This window comes from Luteimonas sp. 8-5 (assembly GCF_029763755.1).
GTDB lineage: Bacteria > Pseudomonadota > Gammaproteobacteria > Xanthomonadales > Xanthomonadaceae > Cognatiluteimonas.
Window position 1 is genome coordinate 24,265 of the sequence record NZ_JARUVM010000029.1, and the last position, 15,529, is coordinate 39,793.

At 61.8% G+C, this 15,529-nt stretch carries 15 protein-coding genes; 6 read left to right on the top strand and 9 right to left on the bottom strand.

The annotated features are described in order from the left end of the window. Nucleotides 1-101: 101 nt before the first annotated feature. The 3 genes from QAA18_RS05020 to QAA18_RS05030 form a co-directional block, all read right to left on the bottom strand. Nucleotides 102-623, bottom strand: a complete 522-nt coding sequence (locus QAA18_RS05020) for a hypothetical protein (protein WP_279411533.1) — start codon at nucleotides 621-623, stop codon at nucleotides 102-104. Between the two features lie 95 nt (nucleotides 624-718). After that, complete coding sequence (locus tag QAA18_RS05025; protein ID WP_279411534.1) at nucleotides 719-2,218, bottom strand: metallophosphoesterase; 1,500 nt, start codon at nucleotides 2,216-2,218, stop codon at nucleotides 719-721. After that, nucleotides 2,215-4,185, bottom strand: a complete 1,971-nt coding sequence (locus tag QAA18_RS05030) for a hypothetical protein (protein WP_279411536.1) — start codon at nucleotides 4,183-4,185, stop codon at nucleotides 2,215-2,217. The genes QAA18_RS05025 and QAA18_RS05030 overlap by 4 nt, the downstream gene beginning before the upstream one ends. A gap of 251 nt (nucleotides 4,186-4,436) precedes the next feature. Between QAA18_RS05030 and QAA18_RS05035 the strand changes: the two genes are divergently transcribed. Both QAA18_RS05035 and QAA18_RS05040 read left to right on the top strand, forming a co-directional pair. Continuing rightward, nucleotides 4,437-5,099 (top strand): methyltransferase domain-containing protein, encoded by a 663-nt coding sequence (locus QAA18_RS05035; RefSeq protein WP_279411537.1) that lies wholly within the window; start codon nucleotides 4,437-4,439, stop codon nucleotides 5,097-5,099. After that, a complete protein-coding gene (locus QAA18_RS05040; RefSeq protein WP_279411539.1) occupies nucleotides 5,096-5,389 on the top strand; it encodes a YkgJ family cysteine cluster protein in 294 nt (97 codons plus the stop codon). Before QAA18_RS05035 ends, QAA18_RS05040 begins: the two co-directional genes overlap by 4 nt. 21 nt (nucleotides 5,390-5,410) lie before the next feature. Here QAA18_RS05040 and QAA18_RS05045 read toward each other — a convergent pair whose 3' ends face one another. Both QAA18_RS05045 and QAA18_RS05050 read right to left on the bottom strand, forming a co-directional pair. After that, nucleotides 5,411-6,181 (bottom strand): isocitrate lyase/phosphoenolpyruvate mutase family protein, encoded by a 771-nt coding sequence (locus QAA18_RS05045; RefSeq protein WP_279411540.1) that lies wholly within the window; start codon nucleotides 6,179-6,181, stop codon nucleotides 5,411-5,413. Continuing rightward, nucleotides 6,178-6,348 (bottom strand): hypothetical protein, encoded by a 171-nt coding sequence (locus QAA18_RS05050; protein ID WP_279411542.1) that lies wholly within the window; start codon nucleotides 6,346-6,348, stop codon nucleotides 6,178-6,180. Before QAA18_RS05050 ends, QAA18_RS05045 begins: the two co-directional genes overlap by 4 nt. A gap of 260 nt (nucleotides 6,349-6,608) precedes the next feature. Between QAA18_RS05050 and QAA18_RS05055 the strand changes: the two genes are divergently transcribed. Beyond that, nucleotides 6,609-7,352: a TerC family protein gene (locus tag QAA18_RS05055; RefSeq protein ID WP_279411544.1), complete on the top strand. Its 744-nt coding sequence runs from the start codon at nucleotides 6,609-6,611 to the stop codon at nucleotides 7,350-7,352. Here QAA18_RS05055 and QAA18_RS05060 read toward each other — a convergent pair. From QAA18_RS05060 to QAA18_RS05075, 4 genes are all read right to left on the bottom strand, one after another. After that, nucleotides 7,349-7,645 carry a HigA family addiction module antitoxin gene (locus QAA18_RS05060; protein ID WP_279411545.1) on the bottom strand — a complete coding sequence of 99 codons (297 nt, stop codon included), beginning with the start codon at nucleotides 7,643-7,645 and terminating at the stop codon, nucleotides 7,349-7,351. The two genes, QAA18_RS05055 and QAA18_RS05060, sit on opposite strands and share 4 nt — an antisense overlap. Nucleotides 7,646-7,749: 104 nt before the next feature. Further along, nucleotides 7,750-8,580: an AraC family transcriptional regulator gene (locus tag QAA18_RS05065; protein ID WP_279411548.1), complete on the bottom strand. Its 831-nt coding sequence runs from the start codon at nucleotides 8,578-8,580 to the stop codon at nucleotides 7,750-7,752. Between the two features lie 20 nt (nucleotides 8,581-8,600). Then, nucleotides 8,601-9,368 carry an ABC transporter permease gene (locus tag QAA18_RS05070; protein WP_279411579.1) on the bottom strand — a complete coding sequence of 256 codons (768 nt, stop codon included), beginning with the start codon at nucleotides 9,366-9,368 and terminating at the stop codon, nucleotides 8,601-8,603. Between the two features lie 5 nt (nucleotides 9,369-9,373). Next, nucleotides 9,374-10,318, bottom strand: coding sequence for an ABC transporter ATP-binding protein (locus tag QAA18_RS05075; protein WP_279411550.1), 945 nt, complete (start codon nucleotides 10,316-10,318; stop codon nucleotides 9,374-9,376). A 72-nt stretch (nucleotides 10,319-10,390) separates the two neighbouring features. Here QAA18_RS05075 and QAA18_RS05080 point away from each other — a divergent pair, with 72 nt between their 5' ends. From QAA18_RS05080 to QAA18_RS05090, 3 genes are all read left to right on the top strand, one after another. Then, nucleotides 10,391-11,341: an HNH endonuclease gene (locus tag QAA18_RS05080; RefSeq protein ID WP_279411552.1), complete on the top strand. Its 951-nt coding sequence runs from the start codon at nucleotides 10,391-10,393 to the stop codon at nucleotides 11,339-11,341. Between the two features lie 256 nt (nucleotides 11,342-11,597). Continuing rightward, complete coding sequence (locus QAA18_RS05085) at nucleotides 11,598-13,088, top strand: reverse transcriptase domain-containing protein (protein WP_279411556.1); 1,491 nt, start codon at nucleotides 11,598-11,600, stop codon at nucleotides 13,086-13,088. Between the two features lie 495 nt (nucleotides 13,089-13,583). Continuing rightward, nucleotides 13,584-15,356, top strand: coding sequence for an SIR2 family protein (locus QAA18_RS05090; protein ID WP_279411557.1), 1,773 nt, complete (start codon nucleotides 13,584-13,586; stop codon nucleotides 15,354-15,356). Nucleotides 15,357-15,529: the final 173 nt, after the last annotated feature.

The following is a 15,529-nucleotide window of genomic DNA, read 5'->3' on the forward strand; positions in this document are numbered from 1 at the left end:
CGTTGCATGAAGGGCTGAGTAGGGGAATCCATCGGTTGCTCCTGAAGTTGCAGCCACTATGCGCGAGTCGGCGGCATCGTGCCGCATCGCAGCAATCCGGTTCACCCGGGGTGCAGCGCGGCATGGCGGAACAGGCTTGCCGAGAACAGCCAGGGCAACACGAAACCGAGCGCAAGCACGGCACCGCGGGTGTCCCAGCCCGCGACCAGCGCGACCAGGCCAATGGCACCGTGGAGCGCCGCGGTCGCATACAGCGACCAGGCCATCCCCGCCGGCCGGAACCACGACAGCAGCGCTCCCGCCGCGCCGACCACGAGCGCGACCAGGAACAAAAGGTTGTACGCATTTTCCTCGCTGCCGATCATGCCGACCGCACCATTGACCCAGACCACCAGGAAGCCGGTGACCACCGCCACGCCCACCCCGGCGCGGTACGCCCGGCTCGGCGACATCCGGCTCACCACCTCGTAGGCGGCACAGGCCACCAGCAGCATCCCGGCCCAGAACACGAAGTCGAACGTGGTCCAGTTGACCTCGTCGGTGAACTGCATCGCCACCAGCGGCAGCAGCCACAGCGCCGCCGCCAGCCCCCAGATCGCGATCCGCAAACGATTGCCCGCCATTGCCGTCCTCCTCCGATCGAATGAGGGCTGCAGCTTGCCGGCGCGGCCAGCAAGGCGCATGAGCGGCCCATGAGCAATGGATGAGCAATTGCTGATCAGAGGCACCTGGGATCGGAGGCGTGGACCCGCGACCCTGTCCCGTCCTCGGGCTGGTGCCAACGCCAGAGCTCCATTCCCCGGCGCTCATCCGTGATCACCACGAATGTGTAGCACGCCGGCAGGTCCTCGGGCACCAGGGACATGAGGGCCCGGGACCGTGGAAGCGAGCGGGTGCGGCGCTTGAATCCCGCTTCGTCGACTACCCGGTGGAACGAACCGGTATTGGCCACGGTGAACCTGACGCCGTCGGCGACTGCGCTCCAGGGCTCGCGGAATGCGTGCGTGTGTCCATAGACGAAATTGATCATCGACGGATGATCCGCCTCCCTCGCCCTCAGGTGCGGCGTCACCACGGCCCGCTCCGAGCGCAGCAGCGACTGGCCCATGTGCGACGCCACCGACGGAGCGCAGGGATGGTTGTCCTGCATCGCCGCAATCTCGCACAGCTGGCGGATCCCGTCGTCGGGCATCTGCCGCACTTCGGCATCGAGGCTGTCCCTGAGCGACTGTCCCGTCTCCGAATCCTCGGCGATCAGCGCCGCCAGTTCATCGCCGGGTTCAAGGCTGGCCAGTACCAGCTGGTGGCCCGCCTGCCGTCCGAGATCCACGCGCCAGGCCGGCTCCGCGTCGGCAACGGACATGAACCTGCCCAGCTGCGACCGGGACGTTTCGAAGAGATTGAACTTCAGGAAACGGGCGATGTCCGCGGCACTCGCCACCACGCCCCGGTCGATGATCCGGTACTTCACCCCCACGGACTCGGGGCCGATGTTGTCGATGATCGGATACTCACCCTCCACATCGTTGTAGATCTTCTGCACGAACAGCTGGCCCCAGGGGCGCTGCAGGTGGCCGGGCCGTGGTTGTTTCGTCACTGTCGGCCATCGGTCGAACCTGTTCGCATCGCCATGTATCTGATGGCCGTGCTCGGCGACCGTCAGGCCCGAGGGGCTCGTCCAGACACCAGCCTCCACGAGCTCCACCCTGGCGCCGGCTCCGAATGCCGGTGCCACGTTCGCCCAGGCCTCGGGCAGGATCAGCGCGGCGTCGTGGTTGCCGGGCACCACGTAAATCCGATTCTCGCCACGCCTGGAAAAGTCGCCGAGCCGTTTCAGATCGGCGGCATGCGCGGCGGCAACATGCGCCGCAAGGACCGCGGTCTCCGCCACGCTGCAGCCGGCCTCGGCCTCCGGATCCGTGCAGGCCAGTCCCGGGAACGGCTGCCACAATTCGAGGAAGTCGCCGAGGATGACCAGATCCGCCTTGCCTTCGTAGGTTCGCTCCACGTAGGCCAGGAAGCCGTCCAGTGCGTTCGGCCAACGGAAATCCTCGATCGGCATCCAGTTGCCGCCGGCATCCTTGCCGACGCCCAAGTGCACGTCGCTGATGAACACCAGGGCACGTTCGGTTGGCCGCGCCGACTGCGCCGCAGGCTGAAACGGGAGGAGCAGGCTGCACGCTGCCAGCAAGGCGATTACGGCCATTCGGGTCTTCATTGTTCATTCTCCAGTGTCGACTCCAGCTTGCACAGGCGTCGGTCGGGATTCCCGACCAGCACGAACTCGCGACCGAGCACCCGGTCGCCGATACCAGCGCCGGATTCCGCCTTCATCGCCTCGATCGCATCGCGATACAGCTCTCCCACGGTGGGCGTCCTGCCTTTGGCATAGGCATCGCCGAGCTGCGTGACGAAGCGGTCCATCAGCGGTACCGCGTAGGTCACGGGAACCTGGAGGGGGGACGCGACGAACGTTTCGACGTTGCCATTCCGCAGTTGTCGAATGAGACCATCGGCCTCCGTGGGAATCGCCGTCTCGCATGCCGCCAGGAAGGCAGCACTGCCTGGCGGAAACCGCCTCCTGATGGCGGAGATCGGCAGCTTCTCTTCGTTCTCGAGGCCCAGCATCCCGCGGCCGTAGTGCGCGATGACGACCAGTCCCGTGGCACCGTCGTCGCCGGTATCGTTCCCGTCTTCGTCGGCGCCGAGATACTCCCTGATATCGTCGTAGGACGACAGCGACGCATTTCGCCAACTGTTCTTTTCCAGTGCCTTCAACCTGGCGATTGCGTCGGCGACGGCGAACGACATGCCGGCCGGCGAGCCATCGGACTTCGCGAAATCCGGATTGACGATGACCTGCCAGCGTGAAATGCAGCGATCGACCGGCTCCACCGCGCCGGATAGTGGCGAATACTGGTTGAAATCGTTGCTGAAGATTTCGGAGCCCGGCGCGGCCATGATCCGCAGCGGGAGAAACATCAATCCGTATTCATCGCCCCCGGGCAGCGGCACATAGAGCTGCAACGAAACATCGACGCCCTCATGCGCATTGACGAACCCCCTGATGCGATCGAAAGCGTCGCGTCGCCCCGCCTTGTCTGTGAAAAGGTTGTCGCGGATGAATTCGGCGGTCTGCCGGTAGATCCATTGCCCCGGAGTCGCGCCACGCATCCGTTGCCGGTCCTGCTCGGCGACCGCGCTGAAGTTGGCCGCATGGTCACCAAAGCCTCTCGACAACGGCCAGTTGAGCTTCCACCCCTCGAAAGACTTCGTGCCACCATGATCGAGGACGGCAACGCCATAGCTGTCCCTGGTTGTTAGCGGCAGTTCGAACGCGTAGATGGAGATACGGTCCTGGGCCGTTTCGAACTCGCTTGCCACCCATGGGTGGAAGACATCCGTAACGCTGACGAGCGACGGCTCCGCCAGGATCGTCGCGGGGTGGAGGGGGTCCTGGCACCCGGGAGCACCCGCGTCCACCACCGGGAAGGTCACCAGGAAGGCATCGAAGGCCTGGCGCATTCCCGTGTCCCACACCGAGACGATCATCTGTGCGCACCTTCGCGCTTCCGGCAGCACCGAAAACGGGATGTCTGCAGTTCCCCAATCCTCCAAGGCGCTACCGGGCCGCATGATCGTCAGGTCGACCGCGTGGACGCCCCCACCGAAACCCACGCCATCCAGATACAGGGGAATCAGCTTGAACCGGTGCACCTTCCCGTCGGCGACCGCCCTGCCCAGGCTTTCCGTTGCCCTGCCGCGATCTTCCACGCGTTCATTGAGGCGGACACGAAGGCGGTATTCATCACCGCGCCGGACCTGCGTCTGGTCCTCGCACTCTTCGTCGCAGTATGGCGACAAGGCAGCCGCCTTCCAGTACAGGCCGGGCGTGGGCGCGGGATTTTCCTCCGGCGGCGGAGGTTGCGCAGGTTGCGGGACCACGGCTCCGGACGCCTGCTGCATCTCGAGCCGTCTGGCGGCCTCGGCGACGGCAGCGGCCTCAGCCGCTGCGGCATCCGCCGCTGCGGCCGCCTCGACATCCTGGAAACCACCGCCGCCGCCACCACCCCCTACGCTCGAATCGCCAGGGGCGTCTCGATTGGCCCGCATCGAACAGGTCGATGCCACTGCGGCGACCAGAAGCGCGGTCGCAATGGCCAACAAGGGAAGTTCCTTCTTCATCCCGCCCCCTTCGCCCGAACTCCATGGGCGTTTGAAGCGTGGAACGGGGATATGGGCCGATTCAGGTCAGCCCGGTCTCCGGAGGGCGCATGAGCTGCGTCTGGGCAAAGGGTGAGCAATCGCTGATTGGCGTAGCATGGGCGCCACCCAGGCGTTCGCCGCGACACACGCTATCCCCTCCCAGCACCGCTGGCCGCTCCTTCACGCGTTTCCGCCCCGCTCGTTCCGGGCGACGCCATACCGGAGCACGCATGCCGGGTTACCAGGTCCGCGAAATCGAGCAACCGATCGGTGGCCACCGCTATCGGCTGCGCCTGCTCAGCGACACCCAGCAGTTCGCCGATCCCGACGGCCATGGCGCGCGCGCCGGCGTCTCGTCGGCGCAATGGAGCCTGTTCGGCCAGTTGTGGCCGGCCGGGCGCATGCTCGCGCAGGCGATGGACCGCTTCGACATCGCCGGCAAGCGCATCCTCGAACTCGGCTGCGGCATCGGCCTGGCCAGCCTGGTGCTGCAGCGGCGCGGCGCCGATGTGGTCGCCTCCGACCTTCATCCGCTGGCCGAGGTGTTCCTGGCCTACAACGCCGCGCTGAACGACTTGCCGGCCGTGCCTTTCCGGCACATCCACTGGGACCTGGACACGCCCAACCTGGGCATGTTCGACGCCATCGTCGCCAGCGACGTGCTGTACGAACGCGGCCACGCCGAGCTCATCGCCGGAATGGTCGAACGCCACGCGCTGCCGATGGCCGAAGTGCTGGTCGCCGATCCCGGCCGCGGCAACAGCGGGCGTTTCACCGCGCTGCTCGCAGGACTGGGATTCAGCGTCGAAACCGAGCGATGCCCGATGGACGACGGCGATCCGCCGCCGCACCGCGGGCGGCTGCTGCATTTCCGCCGCGGCATGCCCGCATGAGCGGCTGCAGCACATGCGATGCGGTGTGTTGCCGGCTCACGGTCGTGCTGCAACCCGAAGACCGCATTCCCGACCACTACACCACGCATACCGACGCCGGCCTGCACGTGATGGCGCGCGACGCCGAGGGTTGGTGCGTGGCGATCGACGGCGCGAGCATGCAATGCGGCATCTACCAGACGCGGCCGCAGGTGTGCCGCCGGTTCGTCATGTCCGGCCCGTATTGCCGCGAGATCCGGGCCGATTACCGCGACCGCAACCTGCGCGGGATTCCGCTGCAACTCTACTGATGCATCACCGCGCGGTCGCGATCAGGCCATCGCGGCTTTCGCGGCCTCGGTGAGCCAGCGCATTGCCCCGCTGTAGGGACCGGGTCCGTGGCTGATGCGGGCCACGCCGAGTTCGGCCAGGCGCGCGCGCGGCGGCAGGCCCGGCATCGCCATCACGTTGACCGGCAGCGGCGAGGCCTCGGCGATGCGCGCGATCAGCGCCTCGGCCACCAGGCCGGGTACGAACAGGCCGCTGGCGCCGACATCGGCGTAGGCACGCGCACGTTCCAGCGCGGCGTCGGCCATGGCCGCGTCGTGTTCGGGGGCGGGCTTCTGGAAGAACACGTCGGTGCGCGCGTTGATGAACATCGCCACGCCTGCGGCGTCGGCCGCCTTGCGCGCGGCGGCCAGGCGCACGGCCTGGTCGCCCGTGTCGCGCAGCATGCCGTCGACGGGGAAGCTGTCCTCGAGGTTGCAGCCGATGGCGCCGGCGTCGATGGCGGCGGCGACGGTTGCGGCCACGATGCCGGGCGCCTCGCCGTAGCCGCTCTCCAGGTCGATGGTCACCGGCAGCGCCGCGACCGCGGCGGCGATACGGCGCAGGTTGTCCAGCGCCACCGACAGCGGCAGGTTCTCGCCATCGGGGTAGCCGTTGGCCGCGGCCACCGACCAACTCCCGGTCGCGATCGCCCTTGCCCCGGCTTCGGCCACCGCGCGTGCACTGCCCGCGTCCCAAGCGTTGAACAACACCAGCGGATCGCCGGCGACGTGCAGCCCCCGGAACGCGGCTGCCTTCTGCTGCTGGCCGCTCATGCGCGGGTCGACGCCTGCTGGATGGTGGCGGAGGCTGCGGCATAGGCCTCGCGCAGCTTGATGGCACAGTCCTCGCAGCACACTTCGACGGTCTTGCCGCCGACGCGGACCTGGATGGCGTTCTCGTCCAGCGGGTAGTCGCAGGCGGCGCAGGTCTTCTCGCTCATGGTCTTGCTCCGTTTGGATTGACGCCCGGGATCGGGCAGGACCATTGGACCGCGGGCGGCCCCCGGCGGCTGTCGAAAACTTTAGCGGCCGACGGGATTCGCGTGCTAGGCTTTGCCTCGAAGGGGAGTAGCTCCCAATTGCCACCACCGTCATTACGAGCCGGGCTTCACGCCCCATGCTCCGGTGCGGCAGCAGGCTAGACGCCTGTGAGCGAGACCTTCGCCATGCATGGCGTCCCTCCCTTTCGGAAAACCACACAATGGAACAGCTTGCGAACCCGGAAATCTGGATCGCGCTCGCGACCCTCACCGCGCTGGAACTGGTGCTGGGTATCGACAACATCATCTTCATCTCGATCCTGGCAGGGAAGTTGCCGCCGGCGCAGCGCGACCGCGCACGCAAGGTCGGCATCCTGCTCGCCGCAGTGACCCGGCTGGCGCTGCTGATGGCCATCGCCTGGATCGTCGGCCTCACCGCGCCGCTGTTCTCGGTGTTCGGCCACCCGTTCTCCTGGCGCGACCTGATCCTGATCGGCGGTGGCCTGTTCCTGATCGCCAAGGCCACGCACGAGATCCACCAGAAGGTCGAAGGCGCGGGCATGCCGCCCTCGGTCGCGAGCGCGGCCACCGCCGCCGGCACCGCGACCTTCGGCGCCGTGATCGGCCAGATCATGCTGCTCGACATCGTGTTCTCGCTGGACTCGATCATCACCGCGGTCGGCATGGTCGACCAGCGCTGGGTCATGGTCACCGCAATCCTGGCCTCGATCGTGTTCATGCTCGCCTTCGCCCGCCCCATCGGCGAGTTCGTAGAGCGCCACCCCACGGTCAAGGTGCTCGCGCTGAGCTTCCTGATCATGATCGGCCTGGTGCTGGTCGCCGACGGCTTCGGCCACCACGTACCCAAGGGCTACGTCTACACCGCGATGGCGTTCTCGGTGTTCGTGGAGATGATCAATTTGTGGATCAGGCGGCGGGCGGAGCGGCAGGGAGCTCGCCCCTAGGCAGCGCGCCTTCTGACCTGTGCTTCGATATCAGGTCCGCGCTCGCGACGAAGCATTCGCAGATCATAGTCTGTCTGCAGATTGAGCCAGAGCTCGGGGTTGGTGCGGAAATACACTGCCAGGCGCAAGGCGGTATCAGCAGTGAGCGCCCGACGCCCGGCAACAATCTCGCTGATGCGATTCGGCGGGACACCCAGGTCGCGGGCCAGCGCGTTCATGCTGATGCCGAGGGGCTGCATGAACTCTTCAAACAGGATTTCGCCTGGCGGAATGGGATCGAGGTGTTTGCTCATGGTGATGCTCAGTGGTAAGCGCTTCGGCTTCCTTGCCGCGGAACGACGCGATCATGTGCGAATGTTAGTACGTATCACGTACTACGTCAAGCGTATCGGGCGACTCACTTTCCCAGCACCGCCTGCCTGAACTCGCTTGGCGTGCGCCCGTAGACCTTCTGGAACGCCGCGGTGAAATGGCTGTGGCTGGAGAAGCCAAGGTGCAGGCCGAGCGCGGTGAGGTCGTCGAACTCGCGCAGCAGGTCCAGCGCGCGCGCCAGGCGCAGGCGCAACTGGTACTGGTACAGCGGCACGCCCTCGACCTGGCGGAAGCTCTGGGTCAGGTACACCGCGGACACGCCGACTTCCGCCGCGACTTCGGCCAGGGTCCATCGCCGCGCCAGGTCGCTGGCCAGCACCAGCTTGGCGCGATCGACCAGGCGCTGGCGAACGTGGCTGGAACCGGCCGCATGCGTGGTCCGCGGCGCCAACGCACGATGCACCAACGTCAGCGCCAGGCTCTCGCCTTCCAGCGGCTCGGCGATGCCCTCGAGCAGCGAATGCCGCAGCATCGCCACCAGCACCTGCGCGCGCGGATCGATGCGCAGCCGCGGCAGGCGGAAGCGTAGCGGCTTGCCTTCGTGCACGAGCCCTGGCGGCGCTATCTCGCGCAACAGGTGCGGGTCCACCCACAACGACAACGTCGCATCGCCACCCGGGTTCGGATGGCTCACCTGATAGTCCTCGCCGGCGTTGAAGAACAACACCTGGCTCGCATCGGCCACGGCCTCCTCGTCGCCGGTGTGGCGCACGTAGGTGCCGCGATAGGGGAAGCCCAGGGTAGTGCGCGGCGAGCGCTCGGTGTCGCCCTTGTGGCGGTGGGTGCCCGTGCAGGCGACGTCGCGGATCTCCACCAGCGGCGTGGTCAGCAGCGTCTGGACCTGGAACTCCGACATGCGCGCGCCCAGCCGAGGCCTCAGGCCTTGAGCTTCCACCCGCTGCGGAAGATCCACCACACCGCCACCAGGCAGGCCACCAGGAACCCGAGGATGGCGGCGATGCTGATCCCCACCGGGACGTCGGCATTGCCGTAGAAGCTCCAGCGGAATCCGCTGATCAGGTACACCACCGGGTTGAACAGGGTGATGGTCTGCCACACCGGCGGCAGCATCTTGATCGAGTAGAACGCGCCGCCGAGGAAGGTCAGCGGGGTGATCACCATCAGCGGCACCACCTGCAGCTTCTGGAAGTCGTCGGCCCAGAGCCCGATGATGAAACCGAACAGGCTGAAGCTGGTCGCCGTGAGCAGCAGGAAGGCCAGCATCCAGAACGGATGCTGGATTTCGTAGTCTACGAACACCCGCGCCGTGGCCAGGATCAGCACGCCCAGGATCAGCGACTTGGTCGCCGCCGCGCCGACGTAGCCGATCACCACCTCGACGAAGGACACCGGCGCCGACAGCAGCTCGTAGATCGTGCCCGACCACTTGGGCATGTAGATCCCGAACGAGGCGTTGGAGATGCTCTCGCCCAGCAGCGACAGCATGATCAGGCCGGGAATGATGAAGGCGCCGTAGCCGACCCCGTCGATCTCGCCCATGCGCGAACCGATCGCCGAGCCGAACACCACGAAGTACAGCGAGGTCGTGAGCACCGGCGCGGCGATGGACTGCATCAGCGTGCGCCCGGTGCGGGCCATCTCGAAGCGATAGATCGCGCGGATGGCGTGCAGGTTGAGGCCCATGCGGCTCATGCGCCGGCTTCCATCGGTGTGTCCCTCACCAGGCTGACGAAGATGTCCTCCAGCGAGCTCTCGCTCGAATGCAGGTCCTTGAAGTCCACGCCCAGCTCCGACAGCCGCCGCAGCAGCCCGGCGATGCCGGTGCGCTCCTCCTGCTGCACGTCGAAGGTGTAGGTGAGCGTGGTGCCGTCGTCCGAGAGCTCCAGCGGCAGGTCCGCCAGCGCTTCCGGGATCGCCGGCAGCGGCGCCTGCAGGGTCAGCGCGAGCTGGCGCTTGCCCAGCTTGCGCATCAGCGTGGCCTTGTCCTCCACCACCACCAGCTCGCCGTGGTTGATCACGCCGATGCGGTCGGCCATCTCCTCGGCCTCCTCGATGTAGTGCGTGGTCAGGATGATCGTCACCCCCTGCTCGCGCAGCCCGCGCACCATCTGCCACATGTCGTGGCGCAGTTCCACGTCCACCCCGGCGGTGGGCTCGTCCAGGAACAGGATGCGCGGCTCGTGGGCCAGCGCCTTGGCGATCAGCACCCGCCGCTTCATGCCGCCCGACAGCGCCATGATCCGGCTGTCGCGCTTGTCCCACAGGGACAGCTGGCGCAGCACCTTCTCCAGGTGCGCCGGATCCGGCGGCTTGCCGAACAGCCCCCGGCTGAACCGGCAGGTGGCCCAGACCGACTCGAAGGAGTCCGTGGACAGCTCCTGCGGGACCAGGCCGATCAGCGCCCGGGCGGCCCGGGCGTCGCGGACGTGGTCGTGCCCGTCCACCGTGACCGTGCCCCCGCTGGCGTTGACGATTCCGCAGACGATGCTGATCAGGGTGGTCTTGCCGGCGCCGTTTGGCCCGAGCAGGGCGAAGATCTCGCCGGGGTGGATGTCCAGGTCGATGCCCTTTAGGGCCTGGAAGCCGGAGGCGTAGGTTTTGGTCAGGTTGCTGATGGAGATGATGGGGGGCATGGGGCCGATCATAGCTAGCAGCAGGCAGGAGAGCGACAGCTATGCTGCTCCGGAAATTAGTATCCTGGGGCCATGGAGCGCCTCCCGCCCGCGACCGATCTGCCCTTCGAAGTAGGGGCGCTTTACAGTCGCCGCGATCAAATCCATGGCCCATTGGGCGGACAGCGGCAAGGTGGCATCTCCACACCTGCTACCAGCCCCTTCGTCATCCTATTTACAGGCGAAGCGGGCAAACAGCACGGCTATCACGACTTCTGGGACGACAACGGAGTCCTTCACTATTATGGTGAGGGACAACGGGGCGATATGAAGTTCTCGGGTGGCAACCTAGCCATTCGCGAACATCTGAACAATCTTAAGCGCCTGTTGCTTTTCCAGATGATGGGTCATGGTCGGCCATGCAGGTTCTTGGGCGAATTCCGCTTCGTGCATGCCTACGAGCAATCCGGAATCCCGGATACAAGCGGTGAGCTACGTAAAGCGCTTGTATTTATGCTGCAACCGATCGAATCTTCATTCGAACCATTCGACAAATCAATTGGCGACGCGCGGAGTCCGGAGATTGAACTTTCTTCCACCATTTCGTCGCAAGTATTGGAAGTCAGAACTAAGCAGTCACTCTTTAAGCGCCGTCTGTTGACCGTAGAAAAGGAATGTCGCTTGACTCGGATCGCTGATTTGCGTTTTCTACGCGCGAGCCATATCAAGCCATGGTCGAAATGCGCCTCTGGGGACGAACGCATTGATGGCAGCAATGGCCTGTTGCTGAGTCCTGCAGCGGATCATCTGTTTGATCGTGGTTGGATTACTTTTGAAGATGACGGTGCTCTCGTTCGATCGGATGCGCTTCCCGGTGATGTCATTAGCCGAATCGGAATAGATCTTACGCAAGGTCGAAAGTGCGGGACTTTCAGCCAAGTTCAAAAGAAATATCTCCAATATCACCGTAACAAGATTTTTGAGAAGACCTTCAAGACGATGCCCGACACCCTCTTAGAGCTTCTGACTAAATCAGGCGCTTAGTTCCGCTGACTGGCCTTCGACACGACGCTCAGCAGGCCGGTTGACAAAAAAACAGGTCGCTTGATGTCATCCTTCACGCATGCAACACTTCGGCATCTCCCAAGGGGAGTAACGGCACCCCTCAGCGGTACTTGTACTTTGGGGCATGGAGTTCAAAATCCATGGCAACTGAAACTTACTTTAACTAGGTTGGTGTCCGTGGAAGGCCCGAGTTCGCTCGGGCCTTTTTTAGTTGCGAAATCGCTAAGGAGCCAACATGCTTGACGCGCGCAACATCGAAAAAGCGATCGCCGAAGAATCGGCGAAACTCATAGAACGATTCAACTCGTATCACAACAACTTACATGTCGATTGGACTAGAAATAAAAGGCGATTTCCCACGATCGGTCCAAAAGTAGTTTTGCGGCCAGATTATTGGCTCATCGATCCAAAGTTCGACCCTTTTTACTGCAAGCATAAAGCGAAGGCGATTGCACGATCGATCGCACGAAAGATCAAGCTCGGCACGTACGCACCACACACACCACATGTAAAAATAATTCCAAAAACGTTAGGCGGTACGCGAACCGTTCACATTTACCAAATTCCTGACGCAGCTGTCTCCAAAATTGTCTATTCGAGGCTGCTAACCAAGAATAGGCATAGATTTAGTTCGTTCGCATATGCGTACCGTGACGACCGGAATGTACATTTCGCCATACAAGACATGTATGTCGACCTTTCTAAGAAAGATCGCGCCTTTATTGCGGAATTCGATTTTTCCGACTTCTTCGGAAAAATCGATCACGCCTATCTACTTGGCGAACTAGGAAAACATGGCCTATTGCTCAGTGAGCAGGATCTGCGCATCATCAAAGCGTTTCTTTCAGGACGAGACGGAGTTCCCCAGGGAACTTCTGTTTCGCTCTTTCTCGCAAATGTAGCCTGCTTTGAATTAGATCGAGAGCTAGAGCGCTTAGGCGTTAAATTCGCGCGATACGCTGACGATACAGTCATTTGCAGCCCCAGCTACGAGGCAACCTGCGCGGCCGTGCAAGCTCTGTTCAACTTTTCGGAAAGATCAGCTGTACCGATCAATTTTAAGAAATCTGCTGGCATTCACCTAATTTCTAGCCAGCCAAAGAACGCAGAAATACGCGCGAAGTCATCGTTTGACTTCCTTGGCTACGCACTCGCGCCGGGAAGGCTATCGATTAAGAGCTCCTCTGTCTTGAAGATAAAGAAAGAAATTTCCTATCTTCTCTATCGCAATCTTATTCAACCCTTGAAGGTTCCTGCATTAGCAGGCATATCCATCCCATCCGGCGGCAGAGATGAAGGCCTCCTTACCGCCATGATGCAGGTCCGTCGATACGTTTGTGGCGGGCTATACAAGGCAACACTGAGGCGCTACACATTCGGTCATGGTGGGCAGCTGAGATTCAAGGGGGCAATGAGTTTTTATCCATTGGTGGACGACATTGATCAGTTGAGGGCACTAGATGGCTGGCTTGTCTCCACGATATATCGGGCATTGCAGCTTCGAGTCCAGCTCCTCGCCGCCCATGGATTCACTCGCCATTCGATGTTTCCATTTAATGTGCCAAGAAGCGATTTGGTTGAGCATTTTGATAAGCACCAAATTCGCGGCAAGCCTCTACTAGAAATTCCGAGTTTCGTCGTAGTGCAAACTGCCATGCAGCATGGGCTCCGCGAGCACGGAATTCAGCATGTTATGAATAGTCAATCGAATGCCTACAAATACTGAATTACTAAGCCTCACTTGGGTCTACTTCCTCTCCCCGCCGTGGACGTTGTGATCCCTAACGCAAGGGAGATCCAAATCGGCCGCCTTCTGCATTGCTTTACTTCAACATTCAAACCGCTAATCGAGTAGGGTTTTTCCCTTCTACCCTTTCAGCTCGATCGCCTTCGAAACAGTCTTTGCCGTAACCTCCCCTACGCTAACAGTGCCGCGATGGCCGCCAGAAACGCAGTAACCAACCGCGCATCGCAGCACCACTACCCAGCACCGCCACGGCCTTCTCGCCAGCGCGATTCGCTTAGGGTCGCCCGACGCTAGCGCAGCGGTGAAGGTCACCGGCGACGCCGACGATCTCAAAGCCCTTCCGGGTCGATCGCACGCGCTCCGCGGGCCCGGGCGTAAGGATTGCGGCATTCGGCCAATTGCGAGCCGAATCGCTTGCGGCCCGTCACCATTTCTCGTATAGCTGCGATACTCGAAATAGAGGTACGGCTCGCAATGTCTGCGCCAGAGATCAAGGAAATCGAGCTCCGCCAATATGTCGCCCAGAATGGGCAGCATTTGATGTGGTTCCTCGGAGCCGGGGCGTCACGCAGTTCCGGACTTCCAACTGCAACAGACCTAATTTGGGATCTTAAGCTTCGCTACTACTGTTCCCAGGAAAATCAAGACATTGTTGCTCATGACGTGAGCAATCGAGCTGTCCAAGCGCGCATACAGACGTATATGGACAGTAAAGGCTTTCCGCCCCCTGGAGATCCCACGGAATATTCTTTCTATTTCGAGCTGCTATTCGGAAGAGACTATGCGGCACAGCAGAGGTACCTCAGCAAGGCACTTGCAACAGAGAAGGTTTCCTCAGCCATCGGCCACCGCGCGTTAGCCGCGCTGTTGCATCTCGGCCTTGCCAGAATAATCTTCACGACAAATTTTGACGAAGTTGTCGAATCCGCCTACGCCTCTATTTCAGGCAAGAATCTAGCGACCTTCCATCTTGAAGGCTCTTACGCCGCGGTTGAAGCGTTAAACGCGGAGAAGTTCCCGTTCTACGCGAAAATTCACGGTGATTTTCGGTATCAGACCGTGAAGAATCTTTCTGACGATCTGCTACACAACGACCGTGAAGTTCAGAGGTGCTTTGTGGCCGCCGCTGTTCGCTTCGGAATTGTGGTCAGTGGATACAGTGGGCGCGATGGCAACGTAATCGCAATGTTTCACGAAGCTATCGATCAGAACAATGCCTTTCCGCATGGCTTGTATTGGACGGTTCCGCGAATTTCCGCAGTAGAAGCGCCAGTACGTGAATTGATCGAATACGCGCACAGGAAGGGAATAAAGGCTGGAATAGTCGAAACGGGTACGTTCGACGAGATGTTGTCAAAAATCTGGCGTCTGGTCGCCGAAAAGAACCCAAGCATTGACAGCAAAGTCAGAAGCGCCGCGGCTAAGTCCGTAAATATTCCGCTTCCGCCTGTTGGCACCGCGTACCCTATGCTTCGAACGAATGCGCTTCAAATTACCGGGTTTCCGAGTGCCTGCGGCACAATCGATTATGACGGAACTCTGGACATTGGACAGCTGAAAAGGGCTTTGTTCGAAGAGCAACCTCCATGTTCAGCCTGCTACACGGACCGCGTCCTATTTTGGGGAGATGGCGAGGCGCTCGCCAAGATATACGAGTCCGATCGGGCGAAGTCCGTTTCGTCGTTCGAGATCGGTGACATGCTCCGTGCGATTAACGATTCGACTTACTTCAAATCGATGGTGGAGCACACTATAGCATCAGCACTGGTCTCGAATGCCCCCCTAGTTCTGCGTAAGCAGGGTAATACTTGGTACGCCATCACTAGCCACAAAGAGGAAAACAGCGAAGCCTTGAAACCATTGCGAGATGCGCTTTCTTGGAAGGATCGAGACGGCAAGTTTCACAGCGGAGTCGTGAACGGTCAGGTCTTTGGCCTCAAAGATGTGTATTGGGCTGAGGCCATTTCGCTGAAAGTGGAAGAGCGGAACGGTCGGCTGTGGCTGCTCCTACGACCTGATGTTTGGATTTCTCCGAGTAAGATGCGCGAAGAAGCAACAGATTTTCTCTACAGGAAGAAGATACGCCGCTATAACAAACAGGCATCCGAAATTCTGAGCGCTTGGATTGCGATTCTTCTTGGAGGCCTTGGAAAGGGAGACGCCATTATCACCGCATACGATGGGTCCAACTACCCAGCGCAGTTTCAGATCAGCATGCGCTCCGCGTTCAGCAGAATTGGGGGCTAGTATGAGTAATGATCCAAATGCATTGCCAGCCAGCTCTATTCTTCCCGAACCGCGCTTACTCTTCGCGAGCGCAAAGACTCACGCTCATCCGCTTCGCGGCCTAACAGACCACGGGCCATACAGCCTCGACATCGGAGCACCAAGAGTGGTCCGCCTTGCTTTTCTTGCGCCTA